General features: G+C 61.7%; 25 protein-coding genes. 11 read left to right on the forward strand and 14 right to left on the reverse strand.

Annotated elements, in window-relative coordinates; translation table 11 throughout:
• Nucleotides 1-230 precede the first annotated feature (230 nt).
• The gene (gene hpf / locus WA237_RS04855; protein ID WP_009813422.1) at nucleotides 231-794 is read left to right on the forward strand and encodes a ribosome hibernation-promoting factor, HPF/YfiA family; all 564 of its coding nucleotides are present in this window, start codon (nucleotides 231-233) and stop codon (nucleotides 792-794) included.
• A gap of 47 nt (nucleotides 795-841) precedes the next feature.
• Nucleotides 842-1,306: a PTS IIA-like nitrogen regulatory protein PtsN gene (gene ptsN / locus WA237_RS04860; RefSeq protein WP_009813423.1), complete on the forward strand. Its 465-nt coding sequence runs from the start codon at nucleotides 842-844 to the stop codon at nucleotides 1,304-1,306.
• Between the two features lie 40 nt (nucleotides 1,307-1,346).
• On the opposite strand, the gene WA237_RS04865 is transcribed toward ptsN, so the two are convergent.
• The 8 genes from WA237_RS04865 to cysQ form a co-directional block, all read right to left on the reverse strand.
• The gene (locus tag WA237_RS04865; protein WP_336096867.1) at nucleotides 1,347-2,771 is read right to left on the reverse strand and encodes a nodulation protein NodH; all 1,425 of its coding nucleotides are present in this window, start codon (nucleotides 2,769-2,771) and stop codon (nucleotides 1,347-1,349) included.
• A 6-nt stretch (nucleotides 2,772-2,777) separates the two neighbouring features.
• On the reverse strand, nucleotides 2,778-4,478 hold the full coding sequence (locus WA237_RS04870) for a DUF5927 domain-containing protein (protein ID WP_009813425.1): 1,701 nt from the start codon (nucleotides 4,476-4,478) through the stop codon (nucleotides 2,778-2,780).
• A 19-nt stretch (nucleotides 4,479-4,497) separates the two neighbouring features.
• Complete coding sequence (locus WA237_RS04875) at nucleotides 4,498-5,484, reverse strand: glycosyltransferase family 2 protein (protein WP_216015521.1); 987 nt, start codon at nucleotides 5,482-5,484, stop codon at nucleotides 4,498-4,500.
• Between the two features lie 169 nt (nucleotides 5,485-5,653).
• On the reverse strand, nucleotides 5,654-6,697 hold the full coding sequence (locus WA237_RS04880; RefSeq protein WP_336096868.1) for a glycosyltransferase family 2 protein: 1,044 nt from the start codon (nucleotides 6,695-6,697) through the stop codon (nucleotides 5,654-5,656).
• A 76-nt stretch (nucleotides 6,698-6,773) separates the two neighbouring features.
• Nucleotides 6,774-7,757: a UDP-glucose 4-epimerase GalE gene (galE, locus tag WA237_RS04885; protein WP_286909105.1), complete on the reverse strand. Its 984-nt coding sequence runs from the start codon at nucleotides 7,755-7,757 to the stop codon at nucleotides 6,774-6,776.
• Nucleotides 7,758-7,775: 18 nt separating this feature from the next.
• The gene (galU, locus tag WA237_RS04890; RefSeq protein ID WP_040617923.1) at nucleotides 7,776-8,669 is read right to left on the reverse strand and encodes a UTP--glucose-1-phosphate uridylyltransferase GalU; all 894 of its coding nucleotides are present in this window, start codon (nucleotides 8,667-8,669) and stop codon (nucleotides 7,776-7,778) included.
• A gap of 167 nt (nucleotides 8,670-8,836) precedes the next feature.
• Nucleotides 8,837-9,637 (reverse strand): 3-deoxy-manno-octulosonate cytidylyltransferase, encoded by an 801-nt coding sequence (locus tag WA237_RS04895; RefSeq protein WP_009813430.1) that lies wholly within the window; start codon nucleotides 9,635-9,637, stop codon nucleotides 8,837-8,839.
• Nucleotides 9,637-10,434 (reverse strand): 3'(2'),5'-bisphosphate nucleotidase CysQ, encoded by a 798-nt coding sequence (gene cysQ, locus WA237_RS04900; protein ID WP_040617924.1) that lies wholly within the window; start codon nucleotides 10,432-10,434, stop codon nucleotides 9,637-9,639. The genes WA237_RS04895 and cysQ overlap by 1 nt, the downstream gene beginning before the upstream one ends.
• A 128-nt stretch (nucleotides 10,435-10,562) precedes the next feature.
• On the opposite strand from cysQ, the gene WA237_RS04905 reads away from it, so the two are divergent.
• Nucleotides 10,563-11,384 (forward strand): ABC transporter permease, encoded by an 822-nt coding sequence (locus tag WA237_RS04905; protein WP_009813432.1) that lies wholly within the window; start codon nucleotides 10,563-10,565, stop codon nucleotides 11,382-11,384.
• Between the two features lie 40 nt (nucleotides 11,385-11,424).
• Here the strand turns inward: WA237_RS04905 and glmM are convergent, their stop codons facing one another.
• Nucleotides 11,425-12,780: a phosphoglucosamine mutase gene (gene glmM, locus WA237_RS04910; protein ID WP_216015441.1), complete on the reverse strand. Its 1,356-nt coding sequence runs from the start codon at nucleotides 12,778-12,780 to the stop codon at nucleotides 11,425-11,427.
• 231 nt (nucleotides 12,781-13,011) lie between these two features.
• Here glmM and WA237_RS04915 point away from each other — a divergent pair, with 231 nt between their 5' ends.
• Nucleotides 13,012-13,407, forward strand: coding sequence for a VanZ family protein (locus WA237_RS04915; protein ID WP_050754121.1), 396 nt, complete (start codon nucleotides 13,012-13,014; stop codon nucleotides 13,405-13,407).
• Here the strand turns inward: WA237_RS04915 and pncA are convergent.
• Entirely contained in the window at nucleotides 13,394-13,990 is a 597-nt protein-coding gene (pncA, locus tag WA237_RS04920) for a bifunctional nicotinamidase/pyrazinamidase (RefSeq protein WP_009813435.1), read from the reverse strand. The two genes, WA237_RS04915 and pncA, sit on opposite strands and share 14 nt — an antisense overlap.
• A 112-nt stretch (nucleotides 13,991-14,102) precedes the next feature.
• On the opposite strand from pncA, the gene trhO reads away from it, so the two are divergent.
• Nucleotides 14,103-15,011 carry an oxygen-dependent tRNA uridine(34) hydroxylase TrhO gene (gene trhO, locus WA237_RS04925; protein ID WP_009813436.1) on the forward strand — a complete coding sequence of 303 codons (909 nt, stop codon included), beginning with the start codon at nucleotides 14,103-14,105 and terminating at the stop codon, nucleotides 15,009-15,011.
• 404 nt (nucleotides 15,012-15,415) lie between these two features.
• Here trhO and WA237_RS04930 read toward each other — a convergent pair whose 3' ends face one another.
• A complete protein-coding gene (locus WA237_RS04930) occupies nucleotides 15,416-15,577 on the reverse strand; it encodes a hypothetical protein (protein WP_336096869.1) in 162 nt (53 codons plus the stop codon).
• 619 nt (nucleotides 15,578-16,196) lie between these two features.
• Here WA237_RS04930 and WA237_RS04935 point away from each other — a divergent pair.
• Together WA237_RS04935 and WA237_RS04940 are read left to right on the forward strand one after the other, a co-directional pair.
• Nucleotides 16,197-16,868, forward strand: coding sequence for a hypothetical protein (locus tag WA237_RS04935; protein ID WP_336096870.1), 672 nt, complete (start codon nucleotides 16,197-16,199; stop codon nucleotides 16,866-16,868).
• Nucleotides 16,868-17,062, forward strand: a complete 195-nt coding sequence (locus WA237_RS04940; protein ID WP_336096871.1) for a hypothetical protein — start codon at nucleotides 16,868-16,870, stop codon at nucleotides 17,060-17,062. The genes WA237_RS04935 and WA237_RS04940 overlap by 1 nt, the downstream gene beginning before the upstream one ends.
• A gap of 6 nt (nucleotides 17,063-17,068) precedes the next feature.
• Here WA237_RS04940 and WA237_RS04945 read toward each other — a convergent pair whose 3' ends face one another.
• On the reverse strand, nucleotides 17,069-18,394 hold the full coding sequence (locus WA237_RS04945; RefSeq protein WP_336096872.1) for a UDP-glucose dehydrogenase family protein: 1,326 nt from the start codon (nucleotides 18,392-18,394) through the stop codon (nucleotides 17,069-17,071).
• Nucleotides 18,395-18,579: 185 nt separating this feature from the next.
• On the opposite strand from WA237_RS04945, the gene WA237_RS04950 reads away from it, so the two are divergent.
• The gene (locus WA237_RS04950) at nucleotides 18,580-19,560 is read left to right on the forward strand and encodes a KpsF/GutQ family sugar-phosphate isomerase (RefSeq protein ID WP_286909114.1); all 981 of its coding nucleotides are present in this window, start codon (nucleotides 18,580-18,582) and stop codon (nucleotides 19,558-19,560) included.
• Nucleotides 19,561-19,804: 244 nt separating this feature from the next.
• Here the strand turns inward: WA237_RS04950 and WA237_RS04955 are convergent, their stop codons facing one another.
• A complete protein-coding gene (locus WA237_RS04955) occupies nucleotides 19,805-20,029 on the reverse strand; it encodes a DUF1127 domain-containing protein (protein WP_216015445.1) in 225 nt (74 codons plus the stop codon).
• A 237-nt stretch (nucleotides 20,030-20,266) separates the two neighbouring features.
• Here WA237_RS04955 and WA237_RS04960 point away from each other — a divergent pair, with 237 nt between their 5' ends.
• A complete protein-coding gene (locus WA237_RS04960) occupies nucleotides 20,267-21,340 on the forward strand; it encodes an Mrp/NBP35 family ATP-binding protein (RefSeq protein ID WP_216015446.1) in 1,074 nt (357 codons plus the stop codon).
• A gap of 4 nt (nucleotides 21,341-21,344) precedes the next feature.
• On the opposite strand, the gene WA237_RS04965 is transcribed toward WA237_RS04960, so the two are convergent.
• Nucleotides 21,345-21,866, reverse strand: coding sequence for a peptidoglycan-binding domain-containing protein (locus WA237_RS04965; RefSeq protein ID WP_040617926.1), 522 nt, complete (start codon nucleotides 21,864-21,866; stop codon nucleotides 21,345-21,347).
• 253 nt (nucleotides 21,867-22,119) lie between these two features.
• Here WA237_RS04965 and WA237_RS04970 point away from each other — a divergent pair, with 253 nt between their 5' ends.
• The gene (locus WA237_RS04970; RefSeq protein ID WP_009813445.1) at nucleotides 22,120-22,443 is read left to right on the forward strand and encodes a 2Fe-2S iron-sulfur cluster-binding protein; all 324 of its coding nucleotides are present in this window, start codon (nucleotides 22,120-22,122) and stop codon (nucleotides 22,441-22,443) included.
• A gap of 2 nt (nucleotides 22,444-22,445) precedes the next feature.
• Nucleotides 22,446-23,192: an FG-GAP repeat domain-containing protein gene (locus WA237_RS04975; RefSeq protein ID WP_336096873.1), complete on the forward strand. Its 747-nt coding sequence runs from the start codon at nucleotides 22,446-22,448 to the stop codon at nucleotides 23,190-23,192.
• Nucleotides 23,193-23,234: the final 42 nt, after the last annotated feature.

A 23,234-nucleotide genomic window follows, 5' to 3' on the forward strand; every position in this document is an offset into this window, starting at 1 on the left:
CGTTTTTGCACTGCAATGATGCGATGGAGATTGACAAAAGCCGCGCAACGGGCGTCAATTGAACTATGACAATCGCCGGTTTAGCGCTCTCTGAAAACGGCACCCCTTGCACAGGGGTCGGATCAGCACTTTCCCGGCCAATGTCATTTCCCAACGGTCGAACCTGACGCATCACAACCGGGTCCATAGCCCGGGTGCGACCTGTCGACCTGTCAAATGAAGGAGATGAGATGCGGTACCAAATCAGTGGCAAACAAATCGATGTCGGCGCTGCCTTGCAGACACATGTCAAAGACTGCCTGGGCGCCGCCGTCGAGAAATATGCAGAACGCCCGACGGATGCGAATATCATCTTTTCTAAGAATGCGAGCGCTTATGCTTGCGAGGCGACGGTCCATCTGTCGACCGGGCTCACCGCACAGGCACGCGCGCAAGCCCATGAAATCTATGCCGCTTTTGATTCGTGCTGCGAGAAGATGGAAAAACAGCTGCGCCGCTACAAGCGCCGCCTGAAAGACCATCACCGCGATCGGGTCCAGCCGGTTGAACTTTTTGGGGCTTCCTCGTATATCCTCGCCACGGAAGCTGAAGATGGGGAATCGGAACCGGAGACGCTGCAGCCCATCATCGTGGCCGAAACCGAGACGAGAATCCCGTCTCTGAGTGTTGGTGAAGCGGTGATGCAAATGGAACTTGCAGGGGCGCCAGTGCTGATTTTCCGCAATGAGTCAAAGGATGGGTTGAACGTCGTGTATCGCCGCGAAGACGGCAACATCGGTTGGATCGACCCCTAAAAAATACGAGGTCTCAGGCGCGCTGCGCCGTGCCTGACGGAGCTGACATGAATCTTGCCAATATCCTCGAGCCCGAGGCGGTGCGCGTTGTTGCGGCCGTCTCGAGCAAAAAACGCCTCATGCATGAATTGGGCGATCTGGCCGAGGCCACCTATGGAATAGAAGCCCATGCGGTGGTCGAAGCCCTGCTCGAGCGTGAGAGCCTCGGACCGACGGGCGTGGGACATGGCGTGGCCCTGCCGCATGCCCGTCTCGACGGGGTCGACAAGGTCTGTGGCGCGTTCATTCTGCTGGAAAAGCCGGTGGATTTCGACGCGGTGGACCGGCAGCCGGTGGATCTTGTCTTTGCGCTGTTTGCTCCGCGCGAGGCCGGGGTCGAGCATCTCAAGGCGCTGGCGCTGGTGTCGCGGACGATGCGCGACAAGAGCATCTGCACCAAGCTGCGGTCGAACAATGACGCGGCCACGATCCACACGATCCTGACCGAAGCGCAATCGGTGCAGGCGGCCTGATCCGCCTGTTCACCGCCGCGCGGCCAAACCGTTGCGCGGCTCAGGCCCAGGGGCCGAACCCGAACTCCACATAATCTTTTTGATAGATGTCGGCGACGCTGCTCTCGATCTCGGAATCATAGATTTCCGCGAGGGCGAAGGGCGTGTCGTCTTCTGCGCTGGCGGCGGTGCCCGCCTCATAGCCGAGCCGCGCGGCGAGCGCGGGCAGGGCAGAGCCAAGCTCGTCCTCGCGTAGGATCTGATCGGGCAGGCGAAAGCCGCCGAACCCCTGCAGCACGGTGGTTTGCGTGGCCCAGTTGGGATCGACGCGAAAGCTCGTCTGGCCGCGCAGATTGGCCTTGATGATGTCGAGATAGGCGAGGAAGGCCGCGTGATGGGCGCGCCGATCATAGCCATCGTCGGGGCCATTGCCGGGGATCGGCAGCTTGTGAAAATTGCGCATGACCCGGCGGATGGCGTCAAAGGACTGTGGCCCTGTGTGCAGGATACGCTGGCAAAAGGCGGCATGGGCGCGGGCGACGGGATGGCGCAGCACGGTAAAGCTGCGATGCCCGGCGGTGCTGCGCATCCAGTGGCGCAGATCCTTTTGCTTGAGCTGGGTCGGCAGGGTGTCGGGGGCGACGCCGTCCAGCGCCGCGAGCCAGGCGGTGACCTCGTCCGTGGGACCAGAGGGCATCGGCATGAACAGGAGCGGGGCACGCGCCCCGGTGATGAACTTGGGCACGGCCGGGCCGCGGCGGGGTTCAAAATCCGGGGTGCGGGTCAGGTTGAACCGGTCCTCGCCCGCCAGCGCGCGGGCCATGTCGTCGAAATTGGAAACCTTGTCCGAGAGCGGTTCGGGGTTCTGAATCTTGAGCTGGGTCTCGAGCGTCTCGAGCTGTGTTTCGCAGCCGAGGAACCGGGCCAGCCCGTTGAGAATGTCGAGATCGTTGAGGTCGTCATAGCCGATGTAGAAACCGGTCTGCCCGGTGAGCTGCAGCTGGCGCATCAGCTTGCGCTGAAACTCCTGCAGGGCGCTGACATGGGCGTCGAATTCGGCGGCGTCGAACCGCGCCTTGGCATCGCGGCGGCGTTTGACATTGGTGAGCTTCCACTGGCCGGTTTCCTGCGCGATCTTGAGCGAAACATAGCTCTCGGCCGGGTTGCGGTTGAGAATGATCTTGGCGCAGCGCGGATCGTTGAGACAATGATCGATGGCGCGGCTGTCGTGATCGTGGAAAAGACGAAAGCCGCCAAGCCCCTCGGAATGTTCGCGGATGGTCGCGATGAGCCGCAGCGGATCGGCGTCGCGCATCGACTGGGTGATGCCGAGGATTTCCGTCTTGTTCGGATAGCCGATGAAGATCGGGTTGAACGCCTCGCCATGGCATTGCAGCCCGTCATAGGCGTTGAGATTGCTCTCCAGCAGGTTGGACCCTGTGCGCATCTCCGCAAAGATCACGAAATAATCGAAACGAGGGGACATAAAGGCTTACCGGACCAGATAGGGTTTGCGGGGGTTGGACTGTGTGTGCTGGGGGTCCTGAACCACGGGGAAATTGCCCATGAGATAGGGGTGCATGCCCTGATTCTTGAGGTTCTGCAGGAATTGTCCAAAGCCGGTGAGATCGGCCATCTGTGGCACTTCGGCGAGGCCGCGCGTGGTCTGCGCCGGGCCGATTTCGTCGATGATGGTTTGCAGCGGCTCCATCGGGGATTCGATGAATTCCGCCATGGTCCAGATCCGCACCCGCGCCTTGGTCCAGGAGGAGCGCAGGATTTCGAGATGCTTGCTCTCGATCTGTTGCAGGCGGGCCGCCTCGCGCCGGATGTCGGCGAAATTCATGTTCGATTTAAACAGCGGCACGGCCCAGCTGCCAGAGATGACGGAAATCTGGGCGTTGGGGTCTTTGGAGATGTGCCAGTTGATTTTCTGGTTGTCGCGCGGCCCGAATTGGAAGCATTGGCGTTCGCCACGGGTGTTCCAGATCAGGTTGGCGAGAAAGGCGCGCGGGTTGTAGTCGCGCAAATGCGGGCTATCGCTGAGCGCGCCATTCATGACCATCTGGCCGTCGGAAAATTCGATCCGTTCCGGCGCAAAAAGATGGCCATGGACGCGGGTGCCGGTCATCCGGGCGAGCCAAGGTTCGAAATTCTCAAAGAGCTCGGCGAAGCCGTGGAAGACGGAATAGGGCGCCGAGGTCAGCCCGTTTTCGCGGGTCTCCACCGGAAAGCGGCTCTGCATATAGAGGCCGGGGCGGCCTCGGGTCCGGCGTTCCACCGCCTTGGCGAAGATGCGGTCGATCTTGCCGGGGTTCGGTTCGGACCGTTTCATCGCACCGGCGGCATCGGTCAGGAAGGCCTCGTAGAGCTTGTTCGCATGGGGCCAGATCTTGCGCGCGACAAAGCAGTCGGAGCGGCGCAAAAGCTGTAGGTGGTCGTCGTAGAAAATATGCGGTTTGCCCTGATAGTCGAATTTCGACAGGGTCAGAGACCGGCTTTCGATCTGGCGCGAATATTGCCGGGCGAGCGTTTGAAAATAGCTCTCATCCGGGATCCAGACCCGCTTGAAATAGCGGTCATAGCGTTCGCGTTCCGGGTCTTCGAGAATGGCCGATAGCGTCTGCCGGGTCAGGCACCACCATTGCGAGCCCATATGCGGCACGAGCCCGTTCGGGATGCGCCGGCGAAAGCCGATCTTGCGCTGAAACTGCACATATTTATCAAAGAGATAGCGGTGCTTGCGCCAAGAGAAGGGAAACCGCAGGGTGAACCGTTCTTCGTCCAGCCCGCCGATGGTCCAGGGCACATCCGAGGTGGTGGCGCTTTCGATGAAATCGGTCTGTGGCCGGGCGGCGAGGTAGTCGAGCAGCTCTTGCACCGGGCGCAGCGGCAGGCAGGAGCCGGAGGCGAGATAGACATGACGCACCTCGCTGAACTCTTGCAGCATCACGCGGGAGGCGGATTGCGAGGCGGCGACGAGGCCCCAGGTGCCCCATTCGCAGCGGTGGCGTTTGCAGAACCGCAGTTTCGGCACATCCGAGAGCGCCTCGACAAAGGCGGAATAGGTCTTGGAGGGCACCGAGCGGTCGACATGGATCACGATGGGACAGTCGGACGCCGCCCAGTGGCGTGCGACCTGTTCGGCCCGCCCCAGCGCCGTGTGGACCAGCATGATGATGCCCACGCTCATGCGTAACCTGCCCTTTTCCTCATGCCCAATTGCCCTTGGACATCAGCCCGAGAATTTCGAGTTGTCGCCAGTTTATATATTTCTCCGACCATTTGCACCACAGCTCTGGTGTGTCGCGCAGCGTGTCGGCGTAGGCCTTGTATTCGGCGGAGTTGCGGTAGTGCTGTCGGCGGCTGAGCTCTTCCTCGGCTTTGGCGGTGAACGTGTCGAGAAATTTGGCATGGAGCAGGATGCCCGAGGCCATTTCGCCGCCCCATTGGTCATAGACATGGTTGAGCCCGCGCGGCAGCAGCATATGGGTCGAGCTCACATAGGCGTAGCGGCGGTGCCATTTCACCAGCGGGATCTTGTTGAGCGCCGGCGATTGGCGCGGCGTTTCGGGGAAGAACACCCGCGCCCGTGGCCCGCCTTGTATCCAGAGATTGCCGTATTTCTTGTTCTTCTCGATCATGTAATTGCCGGGATCGAACCAGCCGGCAATCTCCATCGGGTTCTGCCCGATGCGGTAAGGCACCGCGTCGATCCGCCCCTTGGGGTACATGTCGAGCAGCATGGTGCCGAAGCTCTTGATCGCGGAACTGTCGAGCCAATCGGTCAGCGCCTTGATCGGGCGGGTGTCACAGAACGGGTAGACAAAGAATTCGTCCGGATCGACGACAAGCGTCCAATGGCCATGGCCGTATTTCGACTGCAGCCAGTTGAGCCAGTCGACACCAAACCGCGAGCCCTTGTAGCTTCCAGAGGTGCTCCAGACCGAAACATCGGGCTGTTCGGCGAGATAGGCGGCAGAGCCATCGGTGCTGTTGTTGTCGACGATGAGAAAATGCCCGATGCCGAGATCGCGGTAATATTTGAGGAAATAGGGCAGCCGGATATGTTCGTTGCGCATGGTCGAGAAGAGCAGCACATCGCCAGAGCGGATCTTGCCCGTCTGGTCGACCAGCGCCGTCATCGAGAAATGCTTGCGAAAGGCGCGGGCCTTGGCGTGTTTGCGCCGGATGCGCATCTTGTATGACTGCCAGATACTCACGCTGGGCAGCCCTCGGGTCGGGTGCAGGAATGTCGGACACGGGAGGGCATATAGGTGTGGTTCCGTCCTTGTGCACGCGGGGCTGATTTCGCCAAAGCGAAGCCTAACAAGTCTTTTGTTTCCATAAGGTAAACAATCCTTCTCGTCAAAGCCACAGACCGCGGGACATGAGCCCCAGCGCCTCCAGATGTCGCCAGCCGCGATAGCGCCGCGAACCAGAGCACCAAAGATCGGGGTTCTCGATCAAACCGTCGTAATAGGTTTCATAGAGCTCAGAATTTGCGAAATGTTCGCCCCGCTGTTTTTCCTCGGCCGATTTGGCGGTGATGATGGGCAGAAATTTCGTGTGCAGCAACACGCCACAGAGCTTTTCTCCGCCCGTCTCATCATAGACATGGTTGAGCCGCCGCGGCAGGATCGAATGGGTCGAGCTCACATAGGCAAAGCGGCGGTTCCATTTGACCAAAGGCACCTTGCCCATGGTGGGGGCGCGGCGCGGTTCCTTGGCGAAAAAGGCGCGGGCGCGGGGGCCGCCCTGTATCCAGAGGTTTTCCAGCCGGGGCTGCCGCTGGATCATGTAATTCCCGCTGTCGAACCATTGCAGAACCTCTGTCGGGTCCTGCCCGGGACGATACTCGGCCTCGGCCAGCGCGCCCTTGGGGTACATGTCGAGCATCAGCGCCCCCATCGAGCCGATCTGCCGATCGTCGAGCCAATCGGTCAGCGCCGCGAGGGGGCGGGTTTCGTGGAACGGGTAGATAAAGAGCTCGTCCGCGTCGAGCGTCAGGCACCAATGGCCATGGCCGTGGCGCATCTGCAGCCAGGTGAGCCAGTCGACCCCGAAACGCGACAGCCGATAGCTCGCCCCGCTCTGCCAGAGCGACACATCGGGCTGATCGCGGAGGTACTCGACCGTGCCGTCATCGCTGCCATTGTCGACGATGAGAAAATGGCCGACGCCGAGACGCCGGTGATGATCGAGGAAATAGGGCAGGCGCAGTCTTTCGTTGCGCATGGTGGAAAAGCACAGGATGGCATCGGGCGCGATCCGGTCGCTGCGGTCGCAGAGCGCGGTGATCTGACGCCGTTTGCGCCACGCGCGCAATAGCAGCCTGCGCCGTTTCCAGCGCAGCCGATAGGCCATGAACAGCCGGCTCAGCCGATGTGTGTCGTCCTGCGGGTTCACCATTCGACCCTTTGCGTGGCATGGTGGTCTGGTCGGCAGTGTGACCGCCCGAGATGGCAGTCGAGGGGCAGAATCGTGCCTATTTCTCGTAATGTCCAGTTTGATGCCAACGCCAGGCGTCGCGCACCATCTGCTTCATGGTCGAGCGGTCGGGCCGCCAGCCCAGTTCCTGACTGGCACGGAGCGAGCCCGAGACGAGGCGGGTGCAATCGCCGGGGCGGCGGTCGCCTTCGATCATCGGAACCGGGGCGTTGGTCACATGACCGGCCTGATCGACCACCTCGCGCACCGAAAACCCGGTGCCGGTGCCAAGGTTGAACACTCGGCTCTGCTTGTCCTCGGAGAGCCATTTGAGGCCGAGCACATGGGCCTCGACCAGATCCATCACATGGACATAGTCGCGGATGCAGGTGCCATCGGGCGTGTCGTAATCCGTGCCAAAGATCGTCAGCGCGTCGCGCTTGCCCGCCACCGCATCGAGCACCAGAGGGATCAGATGGGTTTCGGGTTGGTGAAACTCGCCCACCTCGGCCTCGGGGTCGGCGCCGGCCACGTTGAAATATCGAAAGATCACATGGCGCAGCCCATGGGCCGCCTCGAAATCGCGCAGGATGTCTTCGATCGCGCGTTTGGAGGCGCCATAGGCGTTGATCGGATGCTGGGCGCAATCCTCGTCGAGCACGACATTGTCCTGATCGCCATAGGTGGCGCAGGTCGAGGAGAACACGAAATTCTGGCAATTCGCCGCGACGGCGGCCTCGATCAGGTTGAGCGAGCCGGTGACGTTGTTGTGCCAGTAGAGACCGGGTTTGACCATGCTTTCGCCGACCTGGCTCAGCGCGGCGAAATGCATCACGGCAGAGGGCTGATAGGCGGCGAAGACGTCGTCGAGCCGTGCACGGTCGAGCAGATCGCCCTGTTCGAAGGGGCCGAATTTCACCGCCTCCTGCCAGCCGGTCGACAGGTTGTCATAGGTGATCGGCGTATAGCCCGCCGCGCGCAAAGCCTTGCACGCGTGCGAGCCAATATAACCAGCACCGCCAGTTACAAGTATATTCGACATAAGCCCCCCGGCGTCGTGTTATTGTGCAGCCTGCCGCGAATGAACGATGTCACAGAGGTAGGATTCGAGCTCGTCCCGCAGATCGTCCCGCGCGAGCGCAAAGGCCACGGTGGCCTGCAGGAACCCGGCCTTGGAGCCGCAGTCAAAGCGCTGGCCCCGGAAGCGGAAGCCATAGACCTCTTCGCCGTCGGCGCGCGCGGCGTCAATGGCATCGGTGAGCTGGATCTCTCCGCCGGCGCCCGGGGTCTTTTTGTTGAGCTTCTGAAGCACCGTGGGCGTCAGGATATAGCGGCCGATGACCGCGAGGTTCGATGGGGCCTGCCCGGGGGCCGGTTTTTCCACCATCCCCTTGGTCGAGACGATCGAGCCCATGTCTTCCTTGATATCGAGAATACCGTAGGACGAGGCCTTGTCCTCGGGCACTTCCATCGCGGCGACGATATTGCCCTGGGTTTCCTCGAAGGCCTCGACCATCTGGGCGAGACAGGGTTTTTCGGCGGCGATCACGTCATCCGGCAAGATCACGGCAAAGGGTTCATTGGCGATCAGACGGCGCGCGCACCAGACCGCATGGCCAAGACCCAGCGGCTTGTGCTGGCGCATATAGGCGATTTCGCCCGAATCCATATTGGTGGATTTGAGGATCTCGAGCAGGTCGTCCTTGCCCTTTTTACGCAGCTCGGCCTCGAGCGCGGGGGCGTTGTCGAAGTAATCTTCGAGCGCGCCTTTGCCGCGGGAGGTGATGAAGATGAACTCTTTGATCCCGGCCTCGCGGGCCTCGTCGATGGCGTATTGGACCAGCGGGCGGTCCACCAAGGTCATGATCTCTTTTGGAACGGATTTGGTCGCAGGCAGGAAGCGCGTTCCCATCCCGGCGACTGGAAAAATTGCTTTGGTTACCTTAGATCGCATACCCATATTCCTCAGAACGCATTTATTTTTGTACCCACCCTACATTACGGAACGTAGGTGAGGCCAAGGATTAGTGAGAAAAGCGACGATTTTTGGGCGAGCTTGAGGGATTTTGGAAGCAGCACCGATATTTTGTGTGCAATGCTGCATAGTCCGCCCGGCTTTTGTCAGGACATTCCCATTTTTGCCATCATCGCCTCAATTCGCGGCACATCCTCAGGGTTGTTGAGCTCCCAGAATTCGCGGCCTTGGGCCTCGACTTCGACGCAGAGCAGGGGGGCGTTGTTCTCCAGAAACCGGAGCTGTTCGAGCCCTTCGAGCTGTTCCAGTATCCCGGCGGTATAGCGTCGGTATTGCGACAGTGCCTCGGGACGGTAGGCGTAGACGCCGACATGGTGGAACACCGGCGTCTGATCCGCAGGGGCAAAGGCCTGACCGGTGAAGGGAATAACCTCTTTCGAGAAATAGAGCGCGTGGCGGTTGGCGGCAAAGACCGCCGTGGTGCCGCCGACCCGGCCATTGCGGCGGTCCTCGAGAAAGCCGTTGAGCGCCGCCCCGTCGCAACGCAGCACCGGGGTCGCGACCTGGGCGCTGCGGTCGTCGTCGAGACCCTTGATCAGATCCTCGACGAACCAATGCGGGGTCAGCGGCGCGTCGCCTTGCAGGTTCACCACCATGTCAAAGCCCCCGCCGAGCACGTCGAGCGCCTCGGCGCAGCGTTCGGTGCCATTGGCGCAGTCGGGCGAGGTCATCACCACCTCGGCGCCAAAGCCTTCGGCGGCCTCGCGGATGCGGTCGTCATCGGTGGCCACGACGACGCGATCGACGCCCTTGACCTCGCAGGCGGCCTCCCACGAGCGCTGGACGAGGCTCTTGGCCTCGCCGGTGGCGCCGGTCAGCGTGGCGAGCGGTTTGCCGGGATAGCGGGTCGAGGCATAGCGGGCGGGGATGGCGAGAAGAACGGACATCAGGCCTCTTTCAGGTCAACGGAGGGGGCATAGGCGATGAAGAACGGGTTGGCGTAATCTTCCTTGCCATAGGTGAGCGGGCTGTGATCGTCAAAACGCACCACCTGACCACCCGCCCCCAAGAGCACGGCATGACCGGCGGCGGTGTCCCATTCCATCGTGCGCCCGACGCGGGGATAGATGTCGGCCTCGCCGGTGGCGACGAGACAGAATTTGAGCGACGAGCCCGCGCTCTTCATGTCCTTGACGGCGTATTTGCCGATGTAATCGTCGGTGGCCTGATCGCGGTGCGATTTGGAGGCCACCACCAAGAGCGCGCTATTGTCGGCCTGACTGACCGACAGGGGGGCGGTGTCGCCGATGCTGTCCTTGTCCAACGGGCCGGTTTCCTCGACCGCGCGGCCATCGGCGAGGGTAAAGAACATGCGGCCCTTGGCCGGGGCATAGACCACGCCGCGCTGCGGGACGCCGTTTTCCACATAGGCGATGTTGACGGTGAAATCGCCGCGGCGGTGGATGAATTCCTTGGTCCCGTCGAGCGGATCGACGATGAGAAAGGTCTCGGCCCGCTGGCTGTGCGAGGCGGCCTGTTCCTCGGTGACGAGGGTCACATCGGGAAAGGCGGCGCGCAAACCGGCGGAGATGATGGCGTCTGCCGCTTCGTCGGCGGCGGTCACCGGGCTGTCGTCGGACTTGGATTTGATCTCGAAATCATCGGCCTGATAGATTTCCATGATCTTGTCACCAGCTTCGAGGGCAAGGCGGCGCATCACTGTTACAAGTTGAGAATGGTCCAAGTTTCGTCTCCTTTTGGCCCTGCTGATGAGCAGTTGATCCATTTACAGTGCCCACTTATGGTACGGTGCTAACGGGACAGCAAGAATTCCGTCTTAACTATCGTGCAGCAACCCCCTCGGGTGAGGTCATGTTTCAACAAGTCAAACCCAAATCCCGATTGCAATCGGCGATCTCGATCCTCGAGCTGATCTATCACTCGGTGGTGCGCGATGTCCGCAAGGGGCATGGCAATGCCTTGATGGCGCTGGCGATCAACCTGTTTCAGGCCATTCTTTTTGTCGCGGCCTTTTACCTGATGTTCTCGTTGCTTGGCCTGCGCGGCGCTGCGCTGCGCGGGGATTTCCTGCTCTATATCATGTCGGGGATTTTCGTTTTCCTGACCCATACCAAGACCTTGGGCGCGGTGGCCGGGGCCGAAGGCCCGTCCTCGGCGATGATGAAACACGCGCCGATGAACACGGTGATCGCCATCACTTCGGCGGCGATTGGCGCGCTCTATATTCAGGTGCTGACCCTGTTTCTGGTGCTCTTTGTCTATCACGTGGGCTTTACCCCGTTCGAGATCGAACAGCCGTTCAAGGCCTTTGGCATGTTCCTGCTGGCCTGGCTCTCTGGGGTCGCCATCGGCGTGGTGCTCTATGCGATCAAGCCGTGGTTTCCCGGCTTTGTCGGCGTGTTCACCACCGTCTATCAGCGGGCCAATATGATCGCCTCGGGCAAGATGTTCGTGGCCAACACCCTGCCCGCCTATATGTTGGCAATGTTCGATTGGAACCCGCTGTTCCATTGTATCGACCAGATGCGGGGGTTTGTTTTCGTCAACTACCTGCCGCGCAATTCCTCGATCGAATACCCGCTCTACGTGACGATCGTCCTCATGATGATCGGGTTGCTGGGCGAGTTCTACACCCGTCAGCAAGCCTCGATCAGCTGGGACGCGCGCCGCTAGGGCACGCGTCTTTTGTGTCGGCGGTTTTGACGGGGGTCGTCTAGGCGGCGGTTTTTCCAGCCTCGCGCACGGCGCCGGCAATCTCGCCCACCACCTCGCGCAGAAGCGTTTCATCCTCGCATTCCGCCATCACCCGGATCAGCGGCTCGGTGCCCGATTTGCGGATCAGGATGCGGCCGCGATCGGCGATGCGTTTTTCCTGCGCGGCAATCGCGGATTGGACCCGCTCGGCGCCGAGCGGATCGCTGCCCGCATCAAAGCGCACGTTTTCAAGGATCTGCGGCACCGGGGCGAAATTCTGCACCAGCTCGCTGGCGCGTTGGCCGCTTTCGACCATGGCCGACAGGAACTGCAGCCCGGCGATGAGCCCGTCGCCGGTGGTGGCGAAATCGGTCATCACGATATGACCCGATTGTTCGCCGCCGAGATTGAACCCGCCGGCGCGCATCCGTTCCACCACATGCCGGTCACCCACCGCCGTGCGTTCGAGCGTCAGCCCCTTGCCCTTGATGAAATTCTCGAGTCCGAGGTTCGACATCACCGTCGCCACCAGCGTGCCATGGGCCAGCGCGTTCTGCGCGGCCCAGCGGCTTGCGAAGAGGGCCATGATCTGATCGCCATCTGCGACCTGACCTTTTTCGTCGATCAAGATGATGCGGTCGGCGTCGCCATCGAGGCAGATGCCGAGATCGGCGCCGTGTTTGAGCACTTCGCGGGCGGCGGTCTGCGGCGCGGTCGAGCCACAATCGGCATTGATGTTGAACCCGTCCGGCGTCACGCCCACCGGGATTACCTCGGCGCCGAGTTCCCAGAGCACCTCGGGGGCGACGTGATAGGCCGCGCCATTGGCGCAATCGACCACGATCTTGAGCCCGCTCAGCCGTTGATCACGCGGAAAGGTGGTCTTGGCATATTCGACGTAGCGGCCGCGGCCGCTCTCGATCCGTTTGGCGCGGCCGATATTGCCGGGCTGGGCCGGGGTGACATCGCCTTCGAGAATGGCCTCGATCGCCGCCTCATCCGCATCCGAGAGCTTGAACCCGTCGGGGCCGAAGAATTTGATGCCATTGTCATGGTGAGGATTGTGGCTCGCCGAGATCATGATGCCGAGATCGGCGCGCATCGAGCGGGTGAGAAAGCCGACCGCGGGCGTCGGGATCGGCCCCAGCAGCAGCACGTTCATCCCCGTCGATGTGAGACCAGCGGTCAGCGCGTTTTCCAGCATATAGCCCGAGCGGCGGGTGTCCTTGCCGATCACCACACGGTGGCCGTTCAGCCCGTCCTTGCGAAAATGCCGGCCGGCGGCGGCGCCGATGCGCAGCGCATTGTCGGCGGTCATCGGAAACTGGTTGGCTGTGCCCCGAATACCGTCGGTTCCGAAATATTTACGCGCCATGATATATCCTCTTCAAATCTCTGCCTCACTCATACGCGGCAGGGTCGCGCCGGTATAAGCCCAATCGGGTTTGCTGGCGAGTATGGAATTTATGACCTCGAATCGCGGCGGGACATCGCGCAGATTCCCGCCCAGAGCGGGTGGCCGGGGGGCAGACCCCTTGTGCGACGGGGCAATCACGGCCAGATAGTTGGCAATGACCCTAGCGTCGATCCGGCGCGGGGCACGCAGATGAGGCATGACGCAGTGGCACAACAGATTTCGCAAACCGGGGCGGTTCGGGCCGCCTGTCTTGTGACCGGGCTTATGGTCCTGGGCTTTGCCGTGCTCGCCTTGATGCCTGTGGTGCCGGGGCTGCCGTCCGGGGCGAATGACAAGCTACTTCATGCCTTGGGCTTTGCGGTGTTGGTGGTGCCGATGACGCTGGCCCGGCCGATGGCCGCGCCGGGGATCTGGCTCGCGGCGGTGGCCTATGGGCTGCTCATCGAGATTGTGCAGCCCTATACGGGCCGTATGTCAGAGGCGGCGGATCTGATGGCCGATGCGCTGGGCGCGGCGGCGGGGATCCTCTTGGCCTGGACCTGGCTGGCGCTGTGGCGGATGCGGCGGGTGATCAGGCAAGCGTGACGCCGGCCTGTTTCATGCCCTGAAGCGCCGCCTCGAACGAGCCATCGAGATCAATCGCGCGGCAGAGACGGCTGTCGACCGAGACCGCATAGCCGAGACGCGCGGCATCCACTGCCGAGAAATTCACACAGAAATCCGTCGCCAGACCGACCATGGTCAGCGTGTCGATGGCGCGGGTCTGCAGATAGCCATGCAGCCCGGTGGGGGTCTGGCGGTCATTCTCGAAAAAGGCCGAATAGCTGTCGATGGCCGGGTTATAGCCCTTGCGGATAATGAGATCGGCGCGGTCGGTGGCAAGCGCCGCGTGAAATTCCGCGCCTTGGCTGCCCTGCACGCAGTGATCGGGCCAGAGCACCTGCGGGCCATAGTCCATCTCGACCAGATCGAAGGGCGCGCGTCCGGGATGGGCGCTGGCAAAGCTGCTATGCCCGGCCGGGTGCCAGTCTTGGGTCAGCACCACCGCGTCAAACCCCGCCATGATGTCATTGATCCCCGCGACGATGCTGTCGCCCTCGGGCACGGCCAGCGCGCCGCCGGGGCAGAAATCATTCTGCAGGTCGATCACGATGAGCGCATGGGCCATGGCGGGTCTCCTTTTCCGGTAAGCCTTTTCCGGTAAACAAGGGGTAGAGAGCGCGGCCTTTTGCGTCAATGCCGCCTTGCCCGGGACGCTGGGATTGCTTACATCGCGGGCCATGTTCACAATCGCCGCCCTCTATCATTTCACCCGGTTCGATGACCCGGCCGCGCTGCGCGGGCCGCTCTTGCAGCTCTGCGAGGCGGAGGGGATCAGCGGCACGCTCTTGTTGGCGCGTGAAGGGGTGAATGGCACGATTGCCGGGCCGCGGGCGGGGATCGAGCTTGTGCTGGCGCATCTGCGGGGGTTGCCGGGCTGTGCGGGGCTTGAGCATAAGGAAAGCCAGTCGGCCGAGCAGCCGTTTCGCAGGCTCAAGGTGCGGGTCAAGAAAGAGATCGTCACCATGGGGCAGCCGGATGTCGATCCCTTGGCCAAGGTCGGCCATTATGTCGAGCCCGAAGCCTGGAACGCGCTCATCCAGAGCCCCGATGTGGCGGTGATCGACACGCGCAATGATTACGAGGTGGCGATCGGCACGTTTCAGGGCGCAATCGACCCTGAAACAGCCAGTTTCCGCGATTTTCCCAAATGGTGGGAAGAGAATAAGGCGCGGTTTCACAACAAGAAAATCGCCATGTTCTGCACCGGCGGCATTCGCTGTGAGAAATCCACCAACTACCTGATCGGGCAGGGGGTGGAGGAGGTCTATCACCTCAAGGGGGGCATCCTCAAATATCTCGAAGAGGTGCCCGAGAGCGAGAGCACCTGGGATGGCGAATGTTTCGTCTTTGACGGGCGGGTGTCGGTGGGCCATGGGCTGCGCGAAGGGCCGCATGAGCTCTGCTATGCGTGCCGCCGTCCGATCCTGCCCGAGGACATGAAACGGGACGATTATGAGCACGGTGTATCCTGTCGGTATTGCGTCGGTGAAACGACGGTGGCCGATAAGGAGCGGTTTCGCGAACGTCAAAAGCAGATCGCCCTCGCCGAAGCGCGGGGCGACAAGCATATGCGGTTTCTCGACTGATCAGCCCATCTGAGCAGGGTTGCGGGCGACCCCGGCCAGAGGGCCGAGGCGGTTTTCGTCTGTTTCGCTTTGGCCTTGAAGTTCGGGAATCGCATAGCCTAAGAATGCGCGGTAGCGGCCCCGCCTTTCCAGAGGCGAGTCATTCCGGCAGCTGGGGCAGGCTTTACATAAACGTAAGGGATCGCGCGGGAGACAGATCACGTCCTCGACGGAACCTCCCGGTACAGCCGTGGCCTTAGCCGCATGCGCAAGACGGTGCAGGGCGTCAGCCATTCGGGCGTTGCGGTCGTCCAGTCAGGTGTCGGGCGTGATCGGCATCGCCAGCCTCGGAGTGGCGCGCGCATCAGCGCCTCATCCAGGTTGCAGAAACGGCTGGGCTGGGCCTGCCAAATATCGCCTGAGCGTTAGCCCGCGTGCAGATAGAACAGGACAGCGATCTTTCGGACCACGCTTTCCGCATCTGCCTCCGCTTCCAGATACCGCAAACACGCGAAGTCACGGCGAAGAAATGTCAGCGGTAGGATCGCCGCCGCCGCCGTGTCCAGGATGATCTTGCTTGCTGCCATCAGCGGTTCCCTCTGGGGCGCGGCACAATTGCCGATCGCCCGCAGCATGCGAGGCACAACATCGGAAGCGATGATATCCGTACCCGAGACGCGCCATTGTATCAGCGGCGAATGTGTCGGACAATTGGGATGCTGTGGCGACAAGCCCCTTGAATGATTTCCAGATCGTCTTCTGTCAGCGTGTGGTGACTGCCATCCGCAGCAGGGGCCAGCCGCACGCGAAAGCATGGTCATCACCCGCGGCAAAGGCAAGCAGCGGGGCAAGCCGCCAAAGTTTTGACAAACCGCAATGCGATCTCTGTCGGATGCTTAGCACGGGCGACTATTCCACCAGCGAACTGGCTGAAGTGTTTTCCGTGTCTAAACCGTTTCCGAGACCCTCAATCGGCATAAGACCTGACGTTCGCAGCGCTCCGCCTGAATTCAAAGGATGCGGAGCTTAGCGAAATTTCTCTGCAAAATCTTCATGATACAGATTGGCCAGAAATAAGCGCGGATATTCGTTCTTGCAATTTTGCTTCCATTTTGATCGAATTTCACAAGGCGAGTGTAAATATTTTAAAGGTGCCCTGTGAAATCCACGCGAAATTACCTAAAGTAATTCAGTAAGATTGCTGGTTTGGTTATTTTCGCCCTGATGCTTTTGATCAGCCCGCCTGCGATGGCCGACACCGATCAGGCCGCCTGTTACGGCGAAACTCTGGAAGTCTCGCTTCTCAGTTTGTTTAAGAACGGTGGCGAAATCCAAGAAAGAACCGTATTTGCGCTTCCCTCACCCAATGCATGGTTGGTGACGCTTAAAGGCGGCGGGCTCCTGCACGATATGCCCTGCCAGGATGAACCGATAGAAGTGAGCAAAATCTGGGGCGGGTTTATTGATGCCAGGCTGGGCCATGGGGATTTTGGTGTTCCGGGCGCCGAAGGCGTGCGGGTTAGAACGATTCGCCTTTCAAATATCAGCGCCGAAAGTGCTGAGCGGAGTGAAAAGCAATCGATTGACTTATTCGCTGCCGAGGGCGTTTTGACCGATAAAGGTTTTTATCGCCGCAGAGGAAATAATCCGAAGGTTTATGGTGGAGGATGGATGTTTCCAGAGACCTACCAAAGTCCAATTGGGTCACCACTTCGCATTTGGTTTTGCGCTCCAACTTGCCATATCGAGTATCGAATCTTCCGAAATCTTAACTTGAGGTACGAGCTATGGTTGAATGATGAAAGTTCCGTCCCGGATTGGATCACGATTGACCGTTATGTGCGATCCGTGGTCTTGAATTGGATTATTGAAGAGTGATGCCGTTTACCTTTACCCAAAGCCAGAAAGACGAACTTGACACTCTAATAGTTCAGGCACTTAGTGCTTTTGGCAGTGATCGTGGTGGCTCCGGGCTGTTTTCAAAAGTCTATGATGCGTTGCTGGGCATGATTTCCGATGAGGGGCTGGTGGGTGTAGCCGGCCCGGCCGGCGATGTGGTATCAAGCGGCTAAGTGGTCTCACGCCTCGGGGAAGAACCCGGCGCGGCCCACCGAATCATAGGCTTCGAACCCGGCGCGTTTGGCATCCTTGGGGGAATAGATGTTGCGCAGATCGGCCATGCGCGGCGTCTGCATCCGTTTCGCCAGCCGCTTGAGATCGAGCGCGCGAAATTCATTCCACTCGGTCAGGATCACCAGAAGATCGGCCTTTTGCGCGGCCTTGTAGGGATCATCGACCCATTGCACCCCGGGCAAGAGCGCCTCGCCCTCGTGATGGCCTTGCGGATCGCAGACCCGGACCTTGGCCCCGGCGCCCACCATGGCGGGCACGATGGTCAGCGAGGGCGCGTCGCGCATGTCGTCGGTATTGGGTTTGAAGGTCACGCCGAGCACCGCCACCGTCTTGCCATTGAAGGAGCCGCTGCAGAGATCGAGCAGCTTGTCGATCATCCGGCGCTTCATCTCTTCGTTCACCGAAATGACCTTTTCGGTGATCTGCATGGGCAGCCCGTGTTCTTGGCCGATGCGGGCGAGGGCGCGGGTGTCCTTGGGGAAGCAGCTGCCGCCATAGCCGGGACCGGCATGGAGGAATTTATTGCCGATCCGCCCGTCGAGCCCGATGCCATGGCTCACCTTTTTCACATCCGCGCCGGTGCGTTCGCAGAGCGCGGCGATCTCGTTGATGAAGGTGATCTTGGTCGCGAGAAAGGCATTGGCGGCGTATTTGATCATCTCGGCGCTTTCCAGATCGGTGGTCAGGATCGGGAAGTCGCGCAGGTAGAGCGGGCGGTAGACCTCGGCCATGACCTCGGCGGCGCGGTCGCTCTGAACCCCGACGACGATGCGGTCGGGTTTCATGAAATCGTCGATGGCCGCGCCTTCGCGCAGGAACTCGGGGTTCGAGGCGACATCGAAATCGAGCCCGGGATTGGCCTTTTTCACCACCTGTTTGACACGGCGGTTGGTGCCGACGGGCACGGTCGATTTGGTGACGATCACCACATAGTCGCTGGCGGCTTGGGCAATCTCTTCGGCGGCGGCCATGACATAGCTCAGATCGGCGTGACCATCGCCGCGCCGGGTCGGCGTGCCGACCGCGATGAACACCGCCTCGGCCCCGTCGACGGCGGCTTTCAGATCGCCGGTGAACGAAAGGCGGCCCGCCTCGACGTTTTTCTCCATGAGCCGGTCGAGACCCGGTTCAAAGATCGGCACTTCGCCGCGTTCGAGCATCGCAATCTTGTTGGGGTCCTTGTCGACGCAGACCACATCATGACCGAAATCGGAGAAACACACACCGGAAACAAGACCAACATAGCCCGTGCCGATCATCGCAATTTTCATGGGAAAGCCCCTTAGACTGGAAACGCTCGGTTTGGGGATGTTGTGGGCCATGGTCGCGCGTCAAGTCAATCGCGTCGGAGGCAAACCCCGGTGGTGGCGGCATATTTCCCGATGGGCGCGCCTTTGCTGCATCGCCAAGCCGGGGCTTTCCCTTGGGCCGGGGGCGGGGTATCACGCAAGGATATATGCCATTCCGGAGCCTGATGATGAGCCTGCCGCCGAAACCCGCCGAGATTGCCCGCGAGGTTCTGACCATCGAGGGCGAGGCCCTTCTGGCGATGCGCGAGGCCTTGTCGGAGAGTTTTGACCGGGTGATCGAGCTGCTGCTCGATGTGCGCGGGCGGGTGATCGTGTCGGGCATGGGCAAGTCGGGCCATATTGCCCATAAGATCGCCGCCACCATGGCCAGCACCGGCACCCCGGCGCAGATGGTGCATCCCGGCGAGGCGAGCCATGGCGATCTTGGCATGATCACCGCGCAGGATGCGGTGATTCTCATTTCCAATTCCGGCGAGACCCGCGAGCTTGCCGATATGATCGCCCATACAAGGCGGTTTTCCATTCCGCTCATCGCGATCACGAAAAAGACCGAGAGCACGCTCGGCCAGCAGGCCGATCATGTGCTCGAGCTGCCGGATGCGCCCGAGGCCTGTGGCATCGGCATGGCGCCGACCACCTCGACCACCTGCACGCTGGCGCTGGGCGATGCGCTGGCGGTGGCGCTGATGACGCAGCGCGGGTTCGAGCGCGAGAATTTCCTCGATTTCCACCCCGGCGGCACGCTTGGGGCGCAGCTTCTCAAGGTGGGGAGCGTGATGCACAAGGGCGATGCGCTGCCTATCGTGCATGAGCATAGCAGCATGGGCGAGACCTTGATCGAGATGACGGCCAAGGGGTTTGGCGTGGCGGCGGTGGTCGAGCGCGGCATTCTCACCGGGGTCATCACCGATGGCGATTTGCGGCGCAACCTCGATGGGCTCATGGAGCGCAAGGCGGGCGAGATCGCCACGCGTCACCCGCGCAGCACGCGGCCCGATATCCTGTTGACAGAGGCGCTTGGCGTGATGAACGCCAACAAGATCAGCGCGCTTTTTGTGGTGGATGCGGAAGGCCGGCTTCAGGGTCTGGTGCATATCCATGACGCGCTGCGCGCGGGCGTGGCCTAAGCGGCAAGTCCGGGGCGTTTGCTCGATTCTCTGGCCTGCGCGCTGCCCGATTTCTGACCGGCAGACATAAAAAAACGGTGACGCCAGGGAGGAGGAGGGCGTCACCGTTTCTGAACGTTGGTTCTAAAGGGAGGAGCGAACCGAACGTGATCCGGAGTGGACAGTGGCTAAAGGGAGGAGAAACCACTGAGCTCCGGTATGTTGATGCCCCTAAAGGGAGGAGAAACGGGGCATCTAAACCAGCTTAGGACTGGTAACCGTAAACCGCCTTGCGCGAGATGGCGGTGATTTCGCCGCGGCTGATGCCGAGATCAGCGAGCGAACGATCGCTCAGGCTGGCCAGCTCGTTGCGGGTCTTGTTGTATTCGCGGCGCAGTTGCACCTTGCGGACCAGAGCGGCAAAGAAGCCGTCTTCGGCGCGTTTCGTGGCATAGCTGCGACCGTTCAGGATGTCGGATGCGAAAACCATTTTATCTACCTCGGATGCGGGGGCGTTTGCTGCCGGCCCGCCGTGTCGTTTCTGTTGACGCTTAGATAAACCAATGCTGCATCTGCACAATCCTCGTTTGTACAATGCCGCTATGCAGAAAATGCATAAGAGGGGCTGACATAAAAACGTCATGTTTATCAGGGCACAGAGCGGCCCGCCCTTGCGCCCGGCGTCAAACCTGCCAAGTAGGGATGAGCAATCGAGGGAGGCCCAGAGATGGTGACGCGCGCGACAATCGAAGAGCAGTTGAGCCGGTTCGATCTGCCGGGGGGTGGCAATCTCGTGTCACGCGACATGATCCGGGCGCTGTCGGTCGAGGGCGGCACGGTGCGCTATGTGATCGAGGCCCCGAGCCCCGAGATCGCCCGCCAGATGGAGCCGCTGCGCGCCGCCACCGAACGCGCCATCGCGGCGCTCGAGGGGGTGGTGCATGTCTCGGCGGTGCTGACCGCCCATGGCGCGGCCCCGGCCCCGGCCAAGGCACCGCCCAGTCTCAAGATCGGCGGTCATCCGAAACCGCAGGAGGGCAGTCTCAAACCGGCGAGCGTCAAGTCGATCATCGCCATCGGGTCGGGCAAGGGCGGGGTCGGCAAATCGACCGTGTCGTCGAACCTTGCGGTGGCCCTGGCGCGGGCGGGCAAGAAGGTGGGGCTTCTCGATGCCGATATTTACGGGCCGAGCCAGCCGCGGATGATGGGTGTGTCGGGCCGCCCGGCGAGCCCCGATGGCAAGATCATCGAGCCGCTGCACGCGCATGGGGTGACGATGATGTCGATCGGCCTGATGCTCGACCCGGACAAGGCGGTGGTCTGGCGGGGGCCGATGCTAATGGGGGCGTTGCAGCAGATGATCAGCCAGGTGCGCTGGGGGGAGCTCGACGTGCTGCTCGTCGATCTGCCGCCGGGGACCGGCGATGTGCAGCTGACGCTCTGCCAGAAGGCCGAGCCCACCGGTGCGATCATCGTCTCGACGCCGCAGGATGTGGCGCTCTTGGATGCGCGCAAGGCGATGGACATGTTCCGCACGCTCAAGACGCCGATTCTCGGGATGATCGAGAATATGTCGACCTTCCATTGCCCCGAATGCGGCCATGAGGCGCATATCTTTGGCCATGGTGGCGTGGCGGCAGAGGCCGAGACGCTCGATCTGCCCTTCCTCGGGGCGCTGCCGATTGATCTCGACACGCGGCTGGCGGGCGACAATGGCACGCCGGTGGCGCTGGGTGAGGGGCCGGTGGCCGGGGCCTATGCGGCGCTGGCGGATCGGTTGATCAAGGGCGGTCTGGTCTGAGCGACTAGCCCGCCTCGGGCCGTTCCACCGCCACGAGGCCGAGCTTGCGCGCGGCATCGAGCGAGAGAATCCCGCTGTCGAGCCCACCCGGGGCCTGAAAGGCGCGGATCGCGGCACGGGTGCGGCTGTCCATCTGTCCCGAGATCGGCCCGCGATAGAGCGCACGCACCTTGAGCGCGCGCTGCACCGAGGCCACGAATTCGGGCGTCATCGCCGCCGCGCAGGGGGTTTCGAACCAGGTCACCTCGCGTTCCTTGACGATCTCTTGGCGGGTCTCGGTGCGATAGCTCGCGGGGCTCTGGACGCTGCCATCGGCGGCGAGCACGGCCGGTTGCACCAGAACCTGATCCGTCACGGTTTCGATCACCGCCGGTGTCGCCACCTTGCCCCAGCAAGTGCCGGGCGCGGCGCCGGGCGGGGATTCGGCGAGGTTCTGCACGATTTCCGGATCGTCTGCGGGCAGCGGAGCCTGACAGCCCATGAGCGGCAGGGTGCAACAGAGTAGCAGGGCGAAAGGACGGGTCATGCTCGGGCCTTTGGGGCGATTTTTCGAGCAGTCTAGCGGCATTGGCAGAGCGGTGAAAGCATCGCGCACAGCGCGCGGCAAACAGCCCCGAGGGCGGGCAGCGCCGCAACAGCGCTGTCGGAATGTCGGAACACAGCAAGAACATGGCGATTTTGTCGCAACTCTTTCCTATGAGAGTCGCAAAATGGTCTGGCGCGACATATCTGCGCTTTGTAGGAACCCCAGAGCAACGCAGGAATGGGAGCCGGACATCATGGCGAAAATCACCTATATCGAGCATAACGGCACCGAGCATGTCGTGGACGTGGCCAATGGCCTGACGGTCATGGAAGGGGCGCGCGACAACAACATCCCCGGTATCGAGGCCGATTGCGGCGGTGCCTGCGCCTGTTCCACCTGTCATGTCTATGTGCATCCCGACTGGGTCGAGAAACTCCCCGGCAAGGATGACATGGAAGAAGACATGCTGGACTTTGCCTTCGAGCCGGATGCGGCACGGTCGCGCCTGACCTGTCAGCTCAAGGTGACCGATGCGCTCGACGGTCTCGTCGTGCAGATGCCCGAAAAGCAGATCTGATCATGGTGGCGCGGCCTCTTCTGTCGCGCCTCATGGCTCTTTTGGCCCTGTCGGGGCCTTGTGTCACGGCCAGCGCGGTGCTGGCCGGATCGCCCGCCATTGTCGAGGCCCGGTTCACCGATCCCACAACGCATTATGCCCATGGCGTGCTCGGCGATGGGGTGGAATATGCGGGGCTTGAGGCCAGGGATGCGGCGGGAGAGCGGCATCGCATCCGCTTTGCGCCCAACTCCCGTGTGTTCGAGGATATCGCGCCGCGCCTGTGGGATGTGACAGGCGACGGCGCGCCCGAGATCGTCGTGGTCGAGACCGACCCGGCGCAGGGCGCGCAGCTTGCCATCTATGCGCTGGAGGCCGGGGGCCTCGTGAAACGGGCGGCGACCCCGCATATCGGATCGCCGAACCGCTGGCTCGCGCCGATTGCGGCGGCGGATTTCGATGGCGATGGCCGGGTCGAGATCGGCTATATCGACCGGCCGCATCTGGCCAAGCGGCTGCGGCTTTGGCGCTATGAGGCGGGCGAACTGCGGCATCTGAGCGATCTTGACGGGCTGACCAATCACCGCATCGGCTGGGATCATATCCCCGGCGGGCTGCGCCTGTGTGACGGGGTGGCCGAGATGATCACCGCCGATGGCGGCTGGCAACGGATCATGGCGGTGCGCTTTGCCGGTGGGGCGCTGCACCCGCGCGTCTTTGGGCGCTATGACGGGCCAGAGAGCCTCAACCGCGCGACGCGATGTGAGTGATCTCTCACGGCGCTGTGGGGCGATGTGATTTGTCCCCCGCCT

The organism is Roseovarius sp. CH_XMU1461, from assembly GCF_037027165.1.
Classification (GTDB): domain Bacteria; phylum Pseudomonadota; class Alphaproteobacteria; order Rhodobacterales; family Rhodobacteraceae; genus Roseovarius; species Roseovarius nubinhibens.